Origin of the sequence: Muricomes intestini (genome assembly GCF_004346165.1) — a bacterium.
GTDB classification, from domain to species: Bacteria; Bacillota; Clostridia; order Lachnospirales; family Lachnospiraceae; genus Muricomes; species Muricomes intestini.
Genome location: NZ_SLZZ01000020.1, coordinates 1 through 15,831 on the forward strand (window position 1 = coordinate 1; position 15,831 = coordinate 15,831).

Sequence of the window (15,831 nt, forward strand, 5' to 3'; positions counted from 1 at the left end):
GGAATTTCGAGTTAAATCGACATCAAAACCAATACATATTTAATTCAAATCAGGCAGTTCTTGACTTGCCAGACACAGAAAAATTTACGCCCTCTATCCATTCGAATGGATAACTATATGAAGAATCACCTTCTATTCCTTCATGATCATCGGATTCCAACAACAAACAATTTATCTGAACGACTTCTAAGAAAGTACAAACGAAAGCAGGTACAGGCTGTGTCATTCCGGAGTTTCGAATCAATCAAAGCTCTCTGCGAATGCATGAGCGTGTTACTTATGATACGTGAAAGGTCAGAATATGATTATTTCGAAAACGTATCGCAAATATTCGAAGGATAAAGAACCGATGGTTAACTTTGAGATAAGTTTACACCATTGGTTCTTTTATTACAAGATAGCCTGTGAACAGTAACATTGTATTTGAGCGATTTATGAGTTATACTTTTCCATCTCGCACCTAATGCTTTCTTCGCAAGAGCGCATGGCCAATATCGTTTTTTCAAACAATTCATTTAATTCCCAACCTAGATTTTCGGCTCCCTGCCGGATAACATCTCTGGAGCATCCGGCTGCAAACTTTTTGTCCTTGAACTTCTTTTTGACGCTGGGAACTTCCATGTCCATCACACTTTTTGAAGGGCGCATCAAAGCTGCAGCACCAATCAGTCCTGTCAGTTCATCTGCCGCAAACAATACCTTTTCCATCTCGTGCACCGGCTCAACATCACTGCAGATGCCAAAGCCGTGAGAGCAGACAGAATGAATCATATCTTCGCCCACATGGCCTTCTCTCAAAAGCTCAGGTGCCTTTTTGCAATGCTCCTCCGGGTAAAGTTCAAAATCAATATCATGCAGCAACCCGGTGATTGCCCAATATTCAGCCTCATCCCCGTATCCCAGTTCATTGGCATACCAGCGCATAACCCCTTCTACTGTAAGGGCATGTTGAATGTGAAATGCCTCTTTATTATATTTCTTAAGCAGTTCAAACGCTTCTTCTCTTGTAACTTTACTTTCCATAATTATTGCCCGCCTTTCTTTTGTTAGCCTGTTATCTATCCATGCAGCTCTAACGGGAGTCTATCCGGGTCACTGGAAAAGTTATCCTTTTACCTGTAAACTCATCATTCCTTGCTAGCTCCGTCTGGATACCTTTTTTATTTAACTCTTTTATTGCTGCATCCATATCCTCTACATAAAAAGCAAGATGCCTCTGCCCACATGCCTCTGGATAGCTTACCTTTTTTGGATTGTTTCTGTCATACCACAACCTCCTCTGCTGGACATAGTTTTTTTGCAACTGCAGATTCCATAGCAGCTGCATAGCTGATTACGTTCTTATTCTTATTATAATATCTCCTCACATCAAATGTAAAGCAGGTACATAATTCCGAATCATATAACAGACAACTTATGCATATATATATTTAGTATGGAACCCAAAACCTGCGGGATGAAAATAATCAAATTAAGCAGCGTCTTAGCCAAATGGAAGAAAGCACCAAGAGGGCTTATGAAGACGCAGTAAATTATTAACTTTTGTTTTGTTTTTTCTGTTAAGAATATTCTTTCTTTAGGCCGGATGAACTGTGCAATACATAGTGATGCAGCAGGAACTGCTAATAAGCAGCCTGGTTACAGCAAATTCATTTTCTGCCATCAAATCTGTTTCTTACAGTCTTTACCGCCGCAAGAATTAAAAAGCATGCCACCTCCAATAGCACAATGGTCCCGCCCGGCTTCAGGCCGGTATAATAGGACAGAAAAAGACCGGCAACCGTGGTGGACAAAGCCACCGCAATTGCAGAGAGCAATGTATTCCGATAACTTTTTCCCAGCTGCATTCCACAGGCAACCGGCACCACCAACATAGAGGATACGATCAGCGCCCCCACAGTGCGGGATGCAATGGAAACTGTCAGAGCAGTCAGGATCGTAAACAGAAAATTGATGCGGCGCACCGGCACACCGGAAATCCGTGCAGCGTTTTCATCAAACCCTACATAAAACAGTTCTCTGTAAAATAGCATAAGCATTACAAGAACGAATACACTAACGATACAAACTAGGAGAAGCTCCCCTTGGCTGATAGATACAATGCTTCCAAATAAAAAACTGTTAAAATTCGCCCCGTTCTTCACAAACCCCGACAGAACCCCCGCAAGGCCAATTCCCGCGGACATCACAATCGCAATTGCCATCTCTGCATATCTGGGTATTTTTTTACGGATTCCCTCAATACCAAGAGCTGCAATAATGCAGATTATTCCCGCCCCAAGCACAGGGTTGATTCCCAAAAGCAGCCCCAGTGCCACACCTGCCAGTGAGGCATGAGAAAGAGCATCGCCGATCATGGATGTCCGCTTCAGTACAATCGTGATACCGATACAGGGAGTGATTACCGCCAGAAGTATTCCTACCAGAAAAGCCCGCTGCATAAAACCATACTGTAAGATCTTCATAATTCCAGAATCCTCCCTTCCTCTGCCTTCAGAAACCTTCCTGCTCCCACAAAGTCCCCGGTATTTCCATGAGTGACTATAATAATCGTAAGTTTCTGTTCACGGTTCCGTCTATCCAGCACCTGGCACAGAGATTTAAGCGAAACCGTATCCATACCTGCTGTCGGCTCATCCAATATCAAAAGTTCCGGGTTTCCTTCCAACGCTCTGGCCAGCATAACCCTCTGCTGCTGCCCACCCGATAATTCTCCGATCCGATGTTTAGAGAACTCTTCCATTTCCAATTCTGTCAGCGCATGCATAATCTGTTTCCGGCACATTTTTCCCGAAAATTTTCTTCTCCAGATAGGCTGATACAATCCTGTCATCATAATTTCTTCCACTGTGGCCGGGAAACTCTGATTTCTGTAAATACTGTTCTGAGGCACATATCCTATCTTTATCCTCGCAAATCCCCGGACAGGATCTTTTCCAAAAACTTCTGCGGTTCCCTGCTGGGGACTTAACTCCCCCAGCAAAACCTTTAACAATGTACTTTTCCCACTTCCATTCTCCCCCGTGAGAATGGCATAGTCTCCCTGTCTTATGTCCAAATTTACTTTCTTTAAAACCGGTACATCCACGTACCGGAATGTCAGATCCTTGATGCTTACGATTTTCAAAGGTCATCCTCCTGCAAGTTTCGTTTCATAATTTACTGATTCAAAGCCTCTTTTAAGGTCTCTAAATTTGTCTCCATAACAGAAAAGTAGTCCTCCCCGGCCTTCAGTTCTTCATCACTTAAGCCCTCCAGCGGGTTCAGCACCTCCGTCTTGGCCCCAATTTCATCCGCAATAGTTTCCGCGACCTTAGGGCTGACCAGTTCCTCAAAGAAAATGGTCTTTACTTCATTCTCTTCCGCAAACTGTATAATTTCCTTCATTCTCGCAGGGTCAGGTTCGGAATCAGGAGAAAGACCTTCAATTCCAATCTGGTTTAAATCATATGCACTGCAAAGATACCCAAAGGCCTCGTGTGCAGCGATAATATCCTTGCTCTTTGCGTCTGCAAGCCCTTCTTTATAAGATGTGTCAAGTTTGTCAAATTCAGCAGCGTATTTTTCATAATTTTCAGTATAATAACCTTCATTTTCCGGGTCAGCCTCTGCCAAAGCATTTTTTATGTTTTCCATTTCAACTTTAGCATTTATCGGACTGAGCCATACATGAGGATCATAACCCGTACCCTCTTCCTCATGTTCTGCTTCCTCTTCTTCCTCGTGATGATGCCCTTCCATAAGTTCAAGGTCTTTCGACGCTTCTGCCACTGTCAAATCCTTATTATCCAGAGAATCCAGCACATCTTCCACCCAGTGCTCCAGCCCTGCACCGTTGTAAACAAAGACGTCTGCCTCCTCCAGGTCTTTAATATCCGCAGCCGCAGGCTCCCAATCGTGTGGTTCCGTTCCTGCCGGCACCATATTAGTTACTTCTACTTTGTCCCCGCCAACCTTTTGGGCGAAATCATACATTGGATAAAAGCTGGCCATGACCTTCAGCTTGCTGCTGTCCGACACGGACTGCTTTTCCTCCACAGCATTTTTCCCTTTCTCAACCGCTGCCGTTTTCTGTGTTCCGCACGCAGCACAAACACAAGAAACAATCAACGCTGTCAATAGAATATGCACTGATTTTTTCATGTTAAAATCCTCCTTATGTAGTTTGAGTGAACGTTTCTGTTACAGAACAGATCCTGGCGTCTGCTGATTCAATCATTCAGCCTACCTGGTTAGATATGAGCGTTTCTCTTTGAATAAGAGAATAGATAACGGGCAGAACAGCCTGCACTATATAAAAGCCGTACTCCCCTTCTCTTTTTCGCTCCATTCAATATAATAATTAGCCTTATAAACTATTTTATCTGCATTCTTCACAGTATCCATACAGGATCGTATGTCCCTGATCCAGTTCAAACTTATGCGCTTCTAAGATATGGTCAAAAAAGGTATCAATGCAGCCACACTGCAGCGGTATTGAACGGCCACACTTCAAACAAACAAGCTTACCATAATTCTTTCTTTTATATTCCTCTATAAAACGATATTGTGCAGGTGCTCCTTCCACAGAGGGAATTTTCAAAACGATGCCGTCTTTATGTAGACGCTCTAAAGCACGGTATACAGTGGTCCTGCCGATATGGACTCCTTCTATGCGAAAAGATTCCATAAACTGATCTACTGTACAGAACATTTCTTTATTTCGTTTTAGACAACGCAATATTATTGTCTGCTGCTTTGTATTATATTTACCTTTTTCAGTCATACTTCACCCACAAAATGAATTTGAAAACTATTTTCATATTATATCACATTCCTTGTTATCGTCAAGGTTTCATCTTTATTTTATACATTTCTTTCTAAAAGGCCGGGCACCTCAGCCTCTATAAATCTGGTTTTTATAATGGATTGATTACTGAATTGAACATCGGAACTGCTAAAAAGAGAGAAAAAAAGAACAGAAAAAGAGAAAAAAGCAAGGCTTGAGATGGCCGAACCGACTAATGAAGGGCAAGGTTTTCAGGGCCAAACCCCATAGGGAGCAGCTCTTCCAATTTGAATATCTTATAATTCTCTATATCTGTGGCTAGGATAATCTGAAATTCTTTTGGATTGCAGAATTCCATCATCACCTGCCTGCATACGCCGCAGGGTGCCGTGAGCTCGGTCACGGTTCCGCCCTGTCCTCCGACGATACAGATTCCCTCAAATTCTTTCACTCCCGCACTCACCGCTTTAAAGAATGCAGTGCGCTCTGCGCAGTTGCTGGGGGTATATGCCGCATTTTCAATATTACAGCCCTGGTAAATCTCACCGTTCTTTGCCAGGAGAGCTGCCCCTACTTTAAAACGCGAGTACGGTGTGTATGCATAGCTCATTGCATCAAATGCCTGTTCAATTAATTCTTTTACCGGCAACATCTTATGCCCCCCCTTTCTTCATTTATCAGTTCTCTTACAGCCTCCACTGCCACACGGATTGCCGCATCGGTATCATGGACAACAGGATTATCCAGGCCGGCCTTTGCCCTCTCCTGGTTTGCCAAGACGAGGAATACCGAGCCGGCTCGCACCTTCAGATAACTGGCAACGATAAACAGCGCCGCGGATTCCATCTCTGATGCCTTACAGCCAAGTTTCACCCATGCGTCCCACTTACTCATCAGCTCATAGCCTACCGGTTTCGTCTCCGGTGAGTGCTGTCCGTAGAAGGAATCCTTGCACTGTACCACACCCACGTGATAAGGTTTTTCTAACTTTTTTGCGGCCTTTACGAGCGCATTTGTCACATCAAAGTCCGGGACAGCAGGATACTCAATCGGAGCGTACTCCTTACTTGTTCCCTCCATGCGGATTGCCCCGTTAGCAATCACCAGATCCCCACTCTTTACATTAACATCCATTCCTCCGCTTGTCCCGATGCGAATAAATGTATCTGCCCCCGACATCACCAGCTCTTCCATAGCTATCGCTGCGGACGGACCGCCGATTCCGGTTGAAGTCACGCTAACCTTCACGCCATCCAGCAGACCTGTATAAGTCACATACTCCCTGCTGTCAGCTATAAGCACCGGGTTGTCCAGATATTTGGCAATCTTCTCACACCGTTTGGGATCTCCCGGCATAATCACGTATTTTCCTACATCACCTGAACCTATCTGGAGGTGATATTGCTTTCCTTCTTTTTCTGAATAATTGATCATACTATACTTTTCCTCCCGCTATTCTACCTCATCAATTTTCTCCGCGATGACCGCCTTAATCTTAAGGTACTGCTCCCAGTCTATCACAATGGTTCTGCCCTCCTTTGAGATGTAGCCCTTCTCCGCCATCTTCTTAACACAGCGGTTGACAGTCTTAAGGCTAAGTCCTGTACTATTGGAAAGTTCTTTACCTGACAGACGGATTTTGCAGACCTTATGATATGCCATATCCTGATAAAACTGCTGAAACAGGAGAAAAATACGGTCTGTTCCCTGCAGAAGGAGAAACAGGCGCTCTTTTCTTACCTGTTCCAGCAGATGCCGGCCCATTGCTTTTACCTGCTCAAGAACCGCATGGATATCTGTCAGCATCCATTTTGCAAACTGGTCCTTGGAGACGCGCAGAAAACAGCAATCCGTCTCCGTAACCAGAGTTGTCTTATACTTCTCGTAGCCCATCAGAAACTCCATAGCGCCGAAGGCTTCTACCGGATAAAACCTGGCATAATCATAAACGATTTCATAGACACGGTAATCTGTTGCCTTTACAAGGCCCTCCACCAGGATAAACACCGTATCCACATGAGCATTTTCATGAATAAATGCTGTATTCTTCTTCATGCGGACAATCTGAAATGACTCCATAAGCCACTTTGGTGCATTTGCCAGGTAATTATTCAGGTAATCTCTTTCCTTTGTATGCAGCCCATTAATCAGTTCAGTAACTTCGCTCATCCGCCTCCCCCTCTTTTTATCTTTCTCCTTTTTCATAGGGCTGCCCGCTTGCTTTCGGAGCTGCAGAGCGCCCTACAAAAAGAATGAGAATGATAATCGTAATGACATATGGCAGCATTGCCAGTATCTCGGAAGGGACCTGGAAGGAACCGCCGCCAAGGATGACCGTAAGTGCCTGTGCAGCACCGAACAACAGGCAGGCACCGTAAGCCCCGTGAGGTGTCCACTTTCCGAAAATCACCGCCGCCAGGGCAATGAACCCCTGTCCGCTAATAGCCGTCGGTGTAAACTGAGGAATAATAGCAAGTGTCATGGAGGCCCCCCCGAAACCGGCAAGGATCCCGGAAACTATCACACAAAGATAGCGGATTCTATACACATGGATACCCATCGTATCTGCCGCTGCCGGGTGCTCCCCCACTGCACGGATGTGAAACCCCCATTTCGTTTTATAGAGAAACACCCACAGCAGGACAGCCAGGGCAAGTGCAACCACGACCGTTACGTCCACATTCAGATTTTTCAGGGCACCACTGCCGCCCGCACTGCCGAACAGCTTAGGGATTTTATTTGTTACCGGAACCGTCATGGTTGCCCCATCAAACAATATCCTGCAGATAAATAACGCTACCCCCGGACCAATCAGGTTGATTGCAATTCCGGAAATTGTCTGGTCGGCCCGGCAGGTAATAGACGCAAATGCATGCAGCAGGGCAATCATTCCGCCGGCCGCGCCTGCTGCCAGAAACCCGCCCCAGGCACTTCCTGTAAAATAACCTACAGTAGCCCCCGTAAAAGCTCCGATTGTCATCATTCCTTCAATTCCTAAGTTAGTCACTCCAGAACGCTCCGAGACAACCCCGCCCAGAGCGGCAAATGCCAGCGGAGTGGAGTACATCAATGTAATGCCGATAAACAGAGTAATACTACTTAGCATGATTTTTTCCTCCCTTAGAGAATCTGTCCACCAACGGCGGAATGATGTGTGTCAGTGCAACGAAGAAAACAACAACTCCGATGACAATGTTAATAATCTCCGACGGAGCACCTACTTCATACTGCAGGGACTGGCCTCCATAGAGAAGGCCTCCGAACAGTAGCCCCGCAAAAATACACCCTATCGGGGAGCTTGCCGCAATAAGGCAGACACCCAGAGCGTTAAAGCCTGTGTTTTCAAAGGCTGCCAGAGTTGCTATCCCATGAGGGGAATTCCCTGTAATATAAAATGCTGCCGCCAGCCCGCAGATACCACCGGATATAATCATAGCGTGAAGAATATTTTTATTTACATCGATTCCGGTCGATTCTGCTGCAAAACGGTTTGCGCCCACAGCCCGGAGTTCAAAGCCTTTCGTAGTCTTGTAGAGCAGGAAAGATACGAGAATGGCCAACACAACCGCAGCAAGGATTCCTGCATTTACATCCGTTTTCAGAAGCGTATCCCGAAGGAACTCATTATTGACAAGAACCTCTTTTCCTTCCTTTGTAGTCTTCCAGCTTCCCAGAATCATTGTATATCCAGACTTATTAATTGCATACGTTCCCATGGTGTCCGGTTTGTGAAACCGCTTCAAGTCACTGATAAAGTTGGAAAAATACAGTGCAATCCAGTTAAACATAATACTGGTCAGCACCTCATGTATTCCAAATTTTGCCTTGAGGAAGCCTACCATTCCCCCGAATACTGCACCTGCAAGCACACCGGCCGCAAGCACAAGAGGAATCTGGATTACAGGTGGAAAATCACAAACGATTCCAACTGTAGTCGCTGCAACGCACCCCATGATAAACTGCCCTTCTGCACCGATGTTAAACAACCCTGTTTGAAAGGCAAAAGCAACACCGATTCCGGTCAAAATCAACGGTGTACTTTTAATAATTACATTTGAAATGTGCTTCGGACCGGAGAAAACTCCCTGTAACAGCACGGACAGAGAGTGAAAGGTCGGATATCCCGCGGCCGCGAGGATAATGCCCGCCACGAGAAAGCCGAAGAAAATGGCTATCAACGTCATTGTAAATGGTTTCTTCAGTATTTTTGCCGCTTTATCCATGATTTTTTCCTCCTGCCATCAGCAGACCAATTGTGTTCTCGTCCACAGTCCCCTGTTTGAAAGTATCCTGGATTTTTCCATCATAAATGACCGCAATTGTGTCGGAAACATTCATAACTTCATCCAGCTCAAAAGAAATCAAGAGAACTGCTTTTCCCTTATCTCGTTCCCGGATTAATGTCCTGTGCACTGTCTCAATAGCCCCCACGTCCAGACCTCTTGTAGGCTGTACCGCAATCAAGATATCCGGATCCATGGCGATTTCCCGTCCTATAATGACTTTCTGCTGATTACCTCCCGAAAGACTTCCGGCCCTCCTGGAACCACAGTCCTCGGGGCGGACATCATATTCCTGAATCAGTTCTTTTGTAAACTCTTCCATCTCTTTTTTGAGCAGAATTCCCTTTTTGGAGAATGGGGTCCTTCTGTACTGCTCCAGGACGCAGTTCTCGTTTACCGAAAAATCCAATACCAACCCGCGCTTTTGCCGATCCTCAGGTATAGTACTTACACCGCTGTCGATAACTTGTCTTGGAGAAGTATTTTCCAGTGGCTTCCCATTGATAGTGATGTGACCGGATGCAACCGGTGTCAGAGCGTTGATTGCCTCAACCAGTTCCCTCTGCCCGTTGCCGTCGATTCCTGCGATTCCCACAATCTCGCCTTTTCGTACCTGCAGACTTAAGCCTTTAACTGCATCCAGTTTCCTGTCGTTTTTCACAATCAGATCTTTAATTTCAAAAACAACCTCCCCCGCATTTGCCGGGGTCTTGTCCACGACAAGCTTCACCTCGTGTCCGACCATCAATGTTGCCAGTTCATTTTCCGTTACCCCTTTGACCAGGAGTGTGTCAATATATCTTCCTCTGCGGATAATAGTGCAGATGTCAGAAGAAGCTTTGATTTCCTTTAGCTTGTGCGTAATAATAATAATGGCCTTGCCGTCCTTTGCCAAATTATTCATAATGGAAATCAGATCATCAATTTCCTGGGGAGTCAGCACCGCTGTGGGCTCATCCAGGATGAGCAGCTCAGCACCCCGATACAATGCTTTTAGAATCTCCACTCTCTGCTGCATCCCGACGGAGATATCACTGACTTTTGCATCCGGATCTACTTCCAGGCCGTATTTTTCTACAATATCCAATATCTTCTTCCTGGCTTTTTTCGCATCTACAATTCCCATATGGGATGTGATTTCATTTCCCAGAACGATATTTTGTGTCACCGTAAAGTCATCGACCAGCATAAAATGCTGATGAACCATTCCGATCCCGTGTTCAATTGCCACATTCGGATTTTTAATATCCACTTTTTCTCCGTTTATGAAGATTTCTCCTTCATCAGCCTGATAGAGACCATACAGGATGTTCATAAGAGTACTTTTTCCTGCTCCGTTCTCGCCCAGCAAGGAGTGAATACTGCCTTTTTTCACATTCAGATTCATATCCTGCAGAGCACAAAAAGAGCCGAAACGTTTTGTGATTCCATGCATCTGCACCGCGTATTCGCTGCTTTCCCCAGCCATATTGTTATCTCCTTTCGCGAGTTCTACTTTGCAACAAATTCATTGTATTCATCCTCTGTAGATGGGGCTGTGAGCTCACCGCTCTTAATCTTGTCTGCGACTGCCAGAGTTTCCTCGTATACGCCTTCCGGCATATTTCCGTGTTCCTCTGGTATGCCCACACACTCTTCCTTCAATCCGTAGGTCAGTGTCTGGCCGCCGATCTCCCCGCTGTTCATTGCATCAAGGGAAACTTCTTTTACAGCTTTTCCAACTAATTTCAGAGCTGAAGTCAACACATTGTCCGGTGCAAGGTAAGCCTGATCTCTGTCAACTCCAATCACCCACTTGTCTGCTTCCTTTGCAGCCTCGATAACGCCTGTTCCGCTTCCGCCTGCCGCATGGTATACGACATCGCACCCTTCAGAATACATTTTGCTCGCAATAGCTTTTCCTTTGGCAGCATCGCTGAAGCTCTCCGCATACTGTACTGACACTTTAATATCCTTCCCCAGCTCTTTTGCAGCATACTGCACACCTGCCTCATACCCATACTGGAACTGGTCAATCAGGCCTGAGGCGATTCCGCCGACAAAACCGACCTGGTTTGTCTCTGTAGTCTTTCCTGCCACATAGCCTACCATAAAGGAAGGCTCCTGAGCGCGGAACATTACGCCTGTTACATTATCCGGCGTATTCTCATAGGCGTTGTCCACAATCGCATACTGAAGGTCCGGGTTGCTCTGGGCAGCTTCTTCTATCGCGTCCGCACATGCATAGCCCACACCCCACAGAAGAGTTGCACCTTTGTCACCGAGACGTTCCAGATTTGTCACAAAATCAGAGACCTGCTTAGACTCGATATAGTTTACCTCTGCCCCCGTCTCTTCGCTTAACTCCTGCAGTCCTTCCCATGCAGACTGATTAAAAGACTGGTCATTGATTCCGCCGGTATCTGTAATCATTGCTACAGAGTAGTCACTCTTTTTCTCTGATGAATCACTGCCTGATTTCTCCTTGTCCCCACCCTTGGAGCCGCCGCATGCCGCCAGTGAGATTGTCAGAGCTGCTGCCAGCCCAAGTGCCAATGCCTTTTTGAATTTCATAATGTTGTTTCCTCCTCAACTTGAATTGTGTTGAGCCCTTGCTTTTAAAGCAGAGCTTTTTTGGGGTTTCCTGTACTGTCTTAGACAATACGTATATTAGAAAAGCCGCATAAACCGGCGATTCTTTCCCATTCTCTCATCTTTTCATAAGATGGCGTTTCCCTGTCCTTAAGCTTTGTACTAACTCCATGATTTCTAAACGCAATAAGCTTCAGGGTAAATTGATTCAGGTATTTTTCTACATTTTCAGCGATGCCTCGGATTGTGGCTTCCACATCAACCTCCGGCTCCAGACATACTATGCGGACTTCTTCAAGCTTGTGCTCTTCTGCCAGGTAGACCAGATTCTTCTTTACAATATCATTTTCGCCCTGTGTCAGCCTGTAAAATACTTCTTTATCCCAGGCTTTCACATCCAGCATGACCTTATCACAATACTTCATCAATTCCGGATATCTTGAAAAATCCGTACAGCCATTGCTGTCAATATAGCAGGTTAGTCCCTTGGTCTTTACCAGCTCAAAAAGCTCTGTCAAAAATTCCGGGTATAAGGTGCACTCACCGCCGGAAACAGTGATTCCCCGGATAAAGGGTATGTTTTTACTCACCTGCTCAAAAACCTCCGACGCTTCCATATAACGGATTTTTGGGGAAGCAGAATATGGACAGACACGAATACAGTTATCACATTGGATACATTTTGTCTCGTCCCATATTACTGCACCGCGTCTTCCCTCTCCTGCGCCCTTCTTAAGCGTGAGGGCCTGCACCGGGCACTTATCCACACAAATTCCACACCCGATACACATTCTCTGTGTCTCCGGGTTGTGGCAGTATGCACAGGCGATATTGCATTTCTGTAGAAAAATGGAAGTGCGGTTTCCCGGACCGTCCACCACGCTCAAAGGTATGATTTTATTGACCGGCGCTCTCAACTGATGGCCCTGACCTTTCGGTTCTCCAGGTGTGCGTTGCGGTAGTTGTCCCCACCCAGGTGAACAGTGTTCTGTAAAACCGCCTCACCTTTGTAATAGTGCTCCATGTCACTTCGTTTTACCAGATATCCGGTAATGCGCACCAGATCACTATCGGATGCATAAAAGCTGATATATTTATCGCCCAGTTCAAATGCCCCCTTTACAATATCCAGCACTGCCGCCGGGTTATTGCGGCCTGTGGGGTCAAAGGAAAAGATATCCGCACAGCCTGTGGGAAAGAATTTATGGAATCTTGCACTGTGGCGCAGGTGGTCAAACATACTGTCCGGCTCTGCCCCTACTGGAATCCTGACCCCAGAAGTAATACCGTGGTCTGAATCAATGCCAACCTGCGCATGCAGGGCGAAATGTCCGTCAAAAACTTCAGAGTATAATGCATCAGAGTGCCCCGCGTAATCTGAAATTACGTTCATGATCTCTTCAGCCAAATCATCTGCCTCAGGACTGTGCCCATAGGTCTTGCTCTTGTCATCCATCAGCATATTGGTACACTCTGCAAGTCCCACTACTCCGTACATGGCCAGAAACTTCTTTCTGTCTATAAACCCTTCTCTTGCAAGAAAAGAACTCTCAAAGAAATTGGACTCTTCTACCAGGAAACGTATTCTTTCATTCATATAGTCCCCCATATGCTTCAGGCAGTCAGGCAGAAGCTCCTTTAGAAAATGCTCCCTGTCTGTTGCTTCCTCCGCCAGCTTCGGCAGTACAACTCTGGTTAATGTATAGGAGCCGCCTCCGATAGGCAGAATATTATAGCAGCTCGAAACGCCATAGTCTTCATATGTGTCTTTATGCATCTTGTGGTTGCAGATAGCCGGATTTGCACAGAATAAGGACGTGTACAATGCCAACTCAGCGTAAGAATCCGGTGTGACATCCGGGTCATATTTTAAAGTCAGATTTGGCACCGCATTTTGCAGCTCCTTTTCCAGCTGCAGGATAATTCTCCCTGCTCTTGTCTCTTCCGGTCCCAGATTTGCATGGCAAAAACCGTCCGTAATTGTCCGGTCCAGATAAATCAGAAACAGCTTTATCTTCTTTGCCGCTTCCTCGTCTGATATCCCGTCTAAAAATGGCTCAATCATCTTATCTATGTTTCCGAGAAAAACGGGATATGTTGTGATGGACGGCACATGTCGGTAAAAAATCATCAGAAAAGAAAGCAGCTCATCCAAATCCTTCGGCGGGTCAAGTCTTAAGAACTCACAGCCTTCTCTGATAGCCTTCTCATAGTCCGGCATGATATACCGGGGGCGGTAAGGTGCATGCCCTTCACTCAAATCACAGATGGCACCTATATCCATATAATGCCGGGTTTTCTCCGGTATGTTTAAAATCTCCAGACTGTCCTCCGCAGCATGTGCCAGAGCAACAACCTTTTGCTCATAAGTAAGTCCTTTCGATGTCACAATATCTAATGTTGTATTCATAAATCTTCACCTCTCCATTGATTTGTGGTCTAATATCTCTTTTTCAAGTTCCATAAGCCAATTATAACTTTTAAAAGCACAAATTAAAGGACATTTGTCCTTTTTAGAGGAGTCAGAATCAATTTGTGAAAAGTATACCTTTATCATAATAGTAAATTAGTGAAAACACCAGAAAAAGTTGCAGTTTGAGATATCACACAAAGGGCCGCCCAGTCAGACATCAGGCGGCCTCTTGTGTTCTTGTGTTCTTGTATTATTATTGACTATATTTCGGTTAAAACTCCTCGTATGAGCTTGGATCCTGATTATTTAAGCGCCCGTCGGACCGTGTCAGTCTGCATATCGTAGCAATTTCATCCTCCGTCAATGCAAAATCAAAGATTGAAATATTTTCCACTTGATGCTGCAGGGAAGCAGCCTTAGGGATTGGCAGTGTTCCCATCTGGATATGCCAGCGCAGTATTACCTGTGAAACTGTTTTTGTGTGCGCTGCCGCTATCTCTTGGATTACCTCATTCATCAGGATTTCATTTCCTCTTCCCAGAGGACTCCATGCTTCTGTCAATATACCGTGCGCTGTATTCCAGTTACGCGCCTCCTCCTGATTGAAATAGGGATGGAGCTCAATCTGATTCACACTTGGCAGAACACCGGTCTCTTTCTCCAGCCTCTCTAAATGCTCCGGCAGAAAATTGCAGACTCCGGCAGATCTTATCAGTCCTCGTTTTTTTGCCTCAAGCATTGCCTGCCATGCGTCTACATACCGGTCAGTTTTAGGATTTGGCCAGTGTATTAAATACAAGTCATAATAATCCAGACCTGCCCGGTACAGGGATTCCTCAATTGTCTGCAGTGCCTCATTGTAAGCATGATGACGTCCGGGAAGCTTTGATGTAATAAGCAGTTTTTCTCTGGGGACAGAGCATTCCCTTACAGCCTTTCCAACCGCTCCCTCATTCTCATAATTGAATGCACTGTCAATTAACCGGTAACCGGCATCAACAGCGGCTTTGATAGATGTAACACCCCTTTCCCCGTTAAGCTCATACGTGCCAAAACCAATAAGCGGTATTCTCAATCCGTCATTTAATACTTTTTCTTCAATCATCTTTTACCTCATTTCTGCACCCTCTGCGTTATCCTTTTAATAGTTACACGGCCGCAGCAGCCTTTGGCATATCCCATAGATAGTATTTTCCATGTTTATAATATGCAGGCCGGCAACCGCCCCGTTTAAATACTGCAATAAATTCTTCCAACGTCCTTACCTTTTCCGGAAAATAGGTTGCATAAATTCCCACTTTTTCCGGAACATGACAGTCACTTGCCCCTACGCTCACAAGACCAAGCCGGTTTGCATAATCTGCCGCTTTCTGGTTGGCCTCTATATCGGTACTGCCATTTAATACTTCTACCCCGTCAAGTCCTTCCAGCTCGTTTAGCCTCTCACCCAGCCCTCGGTTATTATTCCTAAATGGGTGGGCACTGAAACAGATACCTCCCTGCTTTTTCACATAAGAAATGAACTTCTGGGCATCAATCCGCTCTCTGGGATATTCATCAATTCCAAATGCTACAATGTCCCCCTGAAGTGAGAAATACTCTATTCCGACGAAAATAGGGAAACCGGTTTTCTCCGAATACTGTGCAGCATACTCCTTAAGTCCCATACTATCGTGGTCTGTAATACAAATGCCCTGCAGCCCTCTGACTCTCGCTATATCCACAATTTCTTCAAGAGCAAGAAGGCTGTCCTTTGAATATGTCATCTCGTGCATATGAAGATCAATAAACATTTA

The 15,831-nt window shown here is 45.4% G+C and carries 17 protein-coding genes; all 17 read right to left on the reverse strand.

Features of this window, described 5'->3' with window-relative positions; all coding sequences use genetic code 11:
- Window positions 1-432: 432 nt before the first annotated feature.
- Complete coding sequence (locus EDD59_RS12830; protein ID WP_132382500.1) at window positions 433-1,023, reverse strand: HD domain-containing protein; 591 nt, start codon at window positions 1,021-1,023, stop codon at window positions 433-435.
- Window positions 1,024-1,072: 49 nt separating this feature from the next.
- Window positions 1,073-1,303: a VOC family protein gene (locus EDD59_RS12835; protein WP_207670407.1), complete on the reverse strand. Its 231-nt coding sequence runs from the start codon at window positions 1,301-1,303 to the stop codon at window positions 1,073-1,075.
- A 346-nt stretch (window positions 1,304-1,649) separates the two neighbouring features.
- Entirely contained in the window at window positions 1,650-2,465 is an 816-nt protein-coding gene (locus tag EDD59_RS12840; RefSeq protein ID WP_132382503.1) for a metal ABC transporter permease, read from the reverse strand.
- Window positions 2,462-3,127 (reverse strand): metal ABC transporter ATP-binding protein, encoded by a 666-nt coding sequence (locus tag EDD59_RS12845; protein ID WP_132382506.1) that lies wholly within the window; start codon window positions 3,125-3,127, stop codon window positions 2,462-2,464. Before EDD59_RS12845 ends, EDD59_RS12840 begins: the two co-directional genes overlap by 4 nt.
- Before the next feature lie 32 nt (window positions 3,128-3,159).
- Window positions 3,160-4,143, reverse strand: a complete 984-nt coding sequence (locus tag EDD59_RS12850) for a metal ABC transporter substrate-binding protein (RefSeq protein ID WP_132382508.1) — start codon at window positions 4,141-4,143, stop codon at window positions 3,160-3,162.
- Window positions 4,144-4,360: 217 nt separating this feature from the next.
- Window positions 4,361-4,765 (reverse strand): Fur family transcriptional regulator, encoded by a 405-nt coding sequence (locus EDD59_RS12855; RefSeq protein WP_132382510.1) that lies wholly within the window; start codon window positions 4,763-4,765, stop codon window positions 4,361-4,363.
- A gap of 235 nt (window positions 4,766-5,000) precedes the next feature.
- Complete coding sequence (gene cdd, locus EDD59_RS12860) at window positions 5,001-5,420, reverse strand: cytidine deaminase (RefSeq protein WP_132382512.1); 420 nt, start codon at window positions 5,418-5,420, stop codon at window positions 5,001-5,003.
- Window positions 5,408-6,202 carry a uridine phosphorylase gene (gene udp / locus EDD59_RS12865; RefSeq protein ID WP_132382514.1) on the reverse strand — a complete coding sequence of 265 codons (795 nt, stop codon included), beginning with the start codon at window positions 6,200-6,202 and terminating at the stop codon, window positions 5,408-5,410. The genes cdd and udp overlap by 13 nt, the downstream gene beginning before the upstream one ends.
- An 18-nt stretch (window positions 6,203-6,220) precedes the next feature.
- Window positions 6,221-6,937: a Crp/Fnr family transcriptional regulator gene (locus EDD59_RS12870; protein ID WP_132382516.1), complete on the reverse strand. Its 717-nt coding sequence runs from the start codon at window positions 6,935-6,937 to the stop codon at window positions 6,221-6,223.
- A 16-nt stretch (window positions 6,938-6,953) separates the two neighbouring features.
- A complete protein-coding gene (locus EDD59_RS12875; RefSeq protein WP_132382518.1) occupies window positions 6,954-7,874 on the reverse strand; it encodes an ABC transporter permease in 921 nt (306 codons plus the stop codon).
- Window positions 7,864-8,991, reverse strand: a complete 1,128-nt coding sequence (locus tag EDD59_RS12880; protein WP_132382520.1) for an ABC transporter permease — start codon at window positions 8,989-8,991, stop codon at window positions 7,864-7,866. The genes EDD59_RS12875 and EDD59_RS12880 overlap by 11 nt, the downstream gene beginning before the upstream one ends.
- Window positions 8,984-10,519, reverse strand: a complete 1,536-nt coding sequence (locus EDD59_RS12885; protein WP_132382522.1) for an ABC transporter ATP-binding protein — start codon at window positions 10,517-10,519, stop codon at window positions 8,984-8,986. The genes EDD59_RS12880 and EDD59_RS12885 overlap by 8 nt, the downstream gene beginning before the upstream one ends.
- Before the next feature lie 23 nt (window positions 10,520-10,542).
- The gene (locus tag EDD59_RS12890; RefSeq protein WP_132382524.1) at window positions 10,543-11,604 is read right to left on the reverse strand and encodes a BMP family ABC transporter substrate-binding protein; all 1,062 of its coding nucleotides are present in this window, start codon (window positions 11,602-11,604) and stop codon (window positions 10,543-10,545) included.
- 80 nt (window positions 11,605-11,684) lie between these two features.
- On the reverse strand, window positions 11,685-12,539 hold the full coding sequence (locus EDD59_RS12895; RefSeq protein ID WP_132382526.1) for a YjjW family glycine radical enzyme activase: 855 nt from the start codon (window positions 12,537-12,539) through the stop codon (window positions 11,685-11,687).
- Entirely contained in the window at window positions 12,536-14,032 is a 1,497-nt protein-coding gene (locus EDD59_RS12900) for a YjjI family glycine radical enzyme (RefSeq protein ID WP_132382528.1), read from the reverse strand. The genes EDD59_RS12895 and EDD59_RS12900 overlap by 4 nt, the downstream gene beginning before the upstream one ends.
- Window positions 14,033-14,306: 274 nt before the next feature.
- Complete coding sequence (locus EDD59_RS12905; protein WP_132382530.1) at window positions 14,307-15,140, reverse strand: aldo/keto reductase; 834 nt, start codon at window positions 15,138-15,140, stop codon at window positions 14,307-14,309.
- 43 nt (window positions 15,141-15,183) lie between these two features.
- Window positions 15,184-15,828: a PHP domain-containing protein gene (locus EDD59_RS12910; RefSeq protein ID WP_132382532.1), complete on the reverse strand. Its 645-nt coding sequence runs from the start codon at window positions 15,826-15,828 to the stop codon at window positions 15,184-15,186.
- Window positions 15,829-15,831 lie beyond the last annotated feature (3 nt).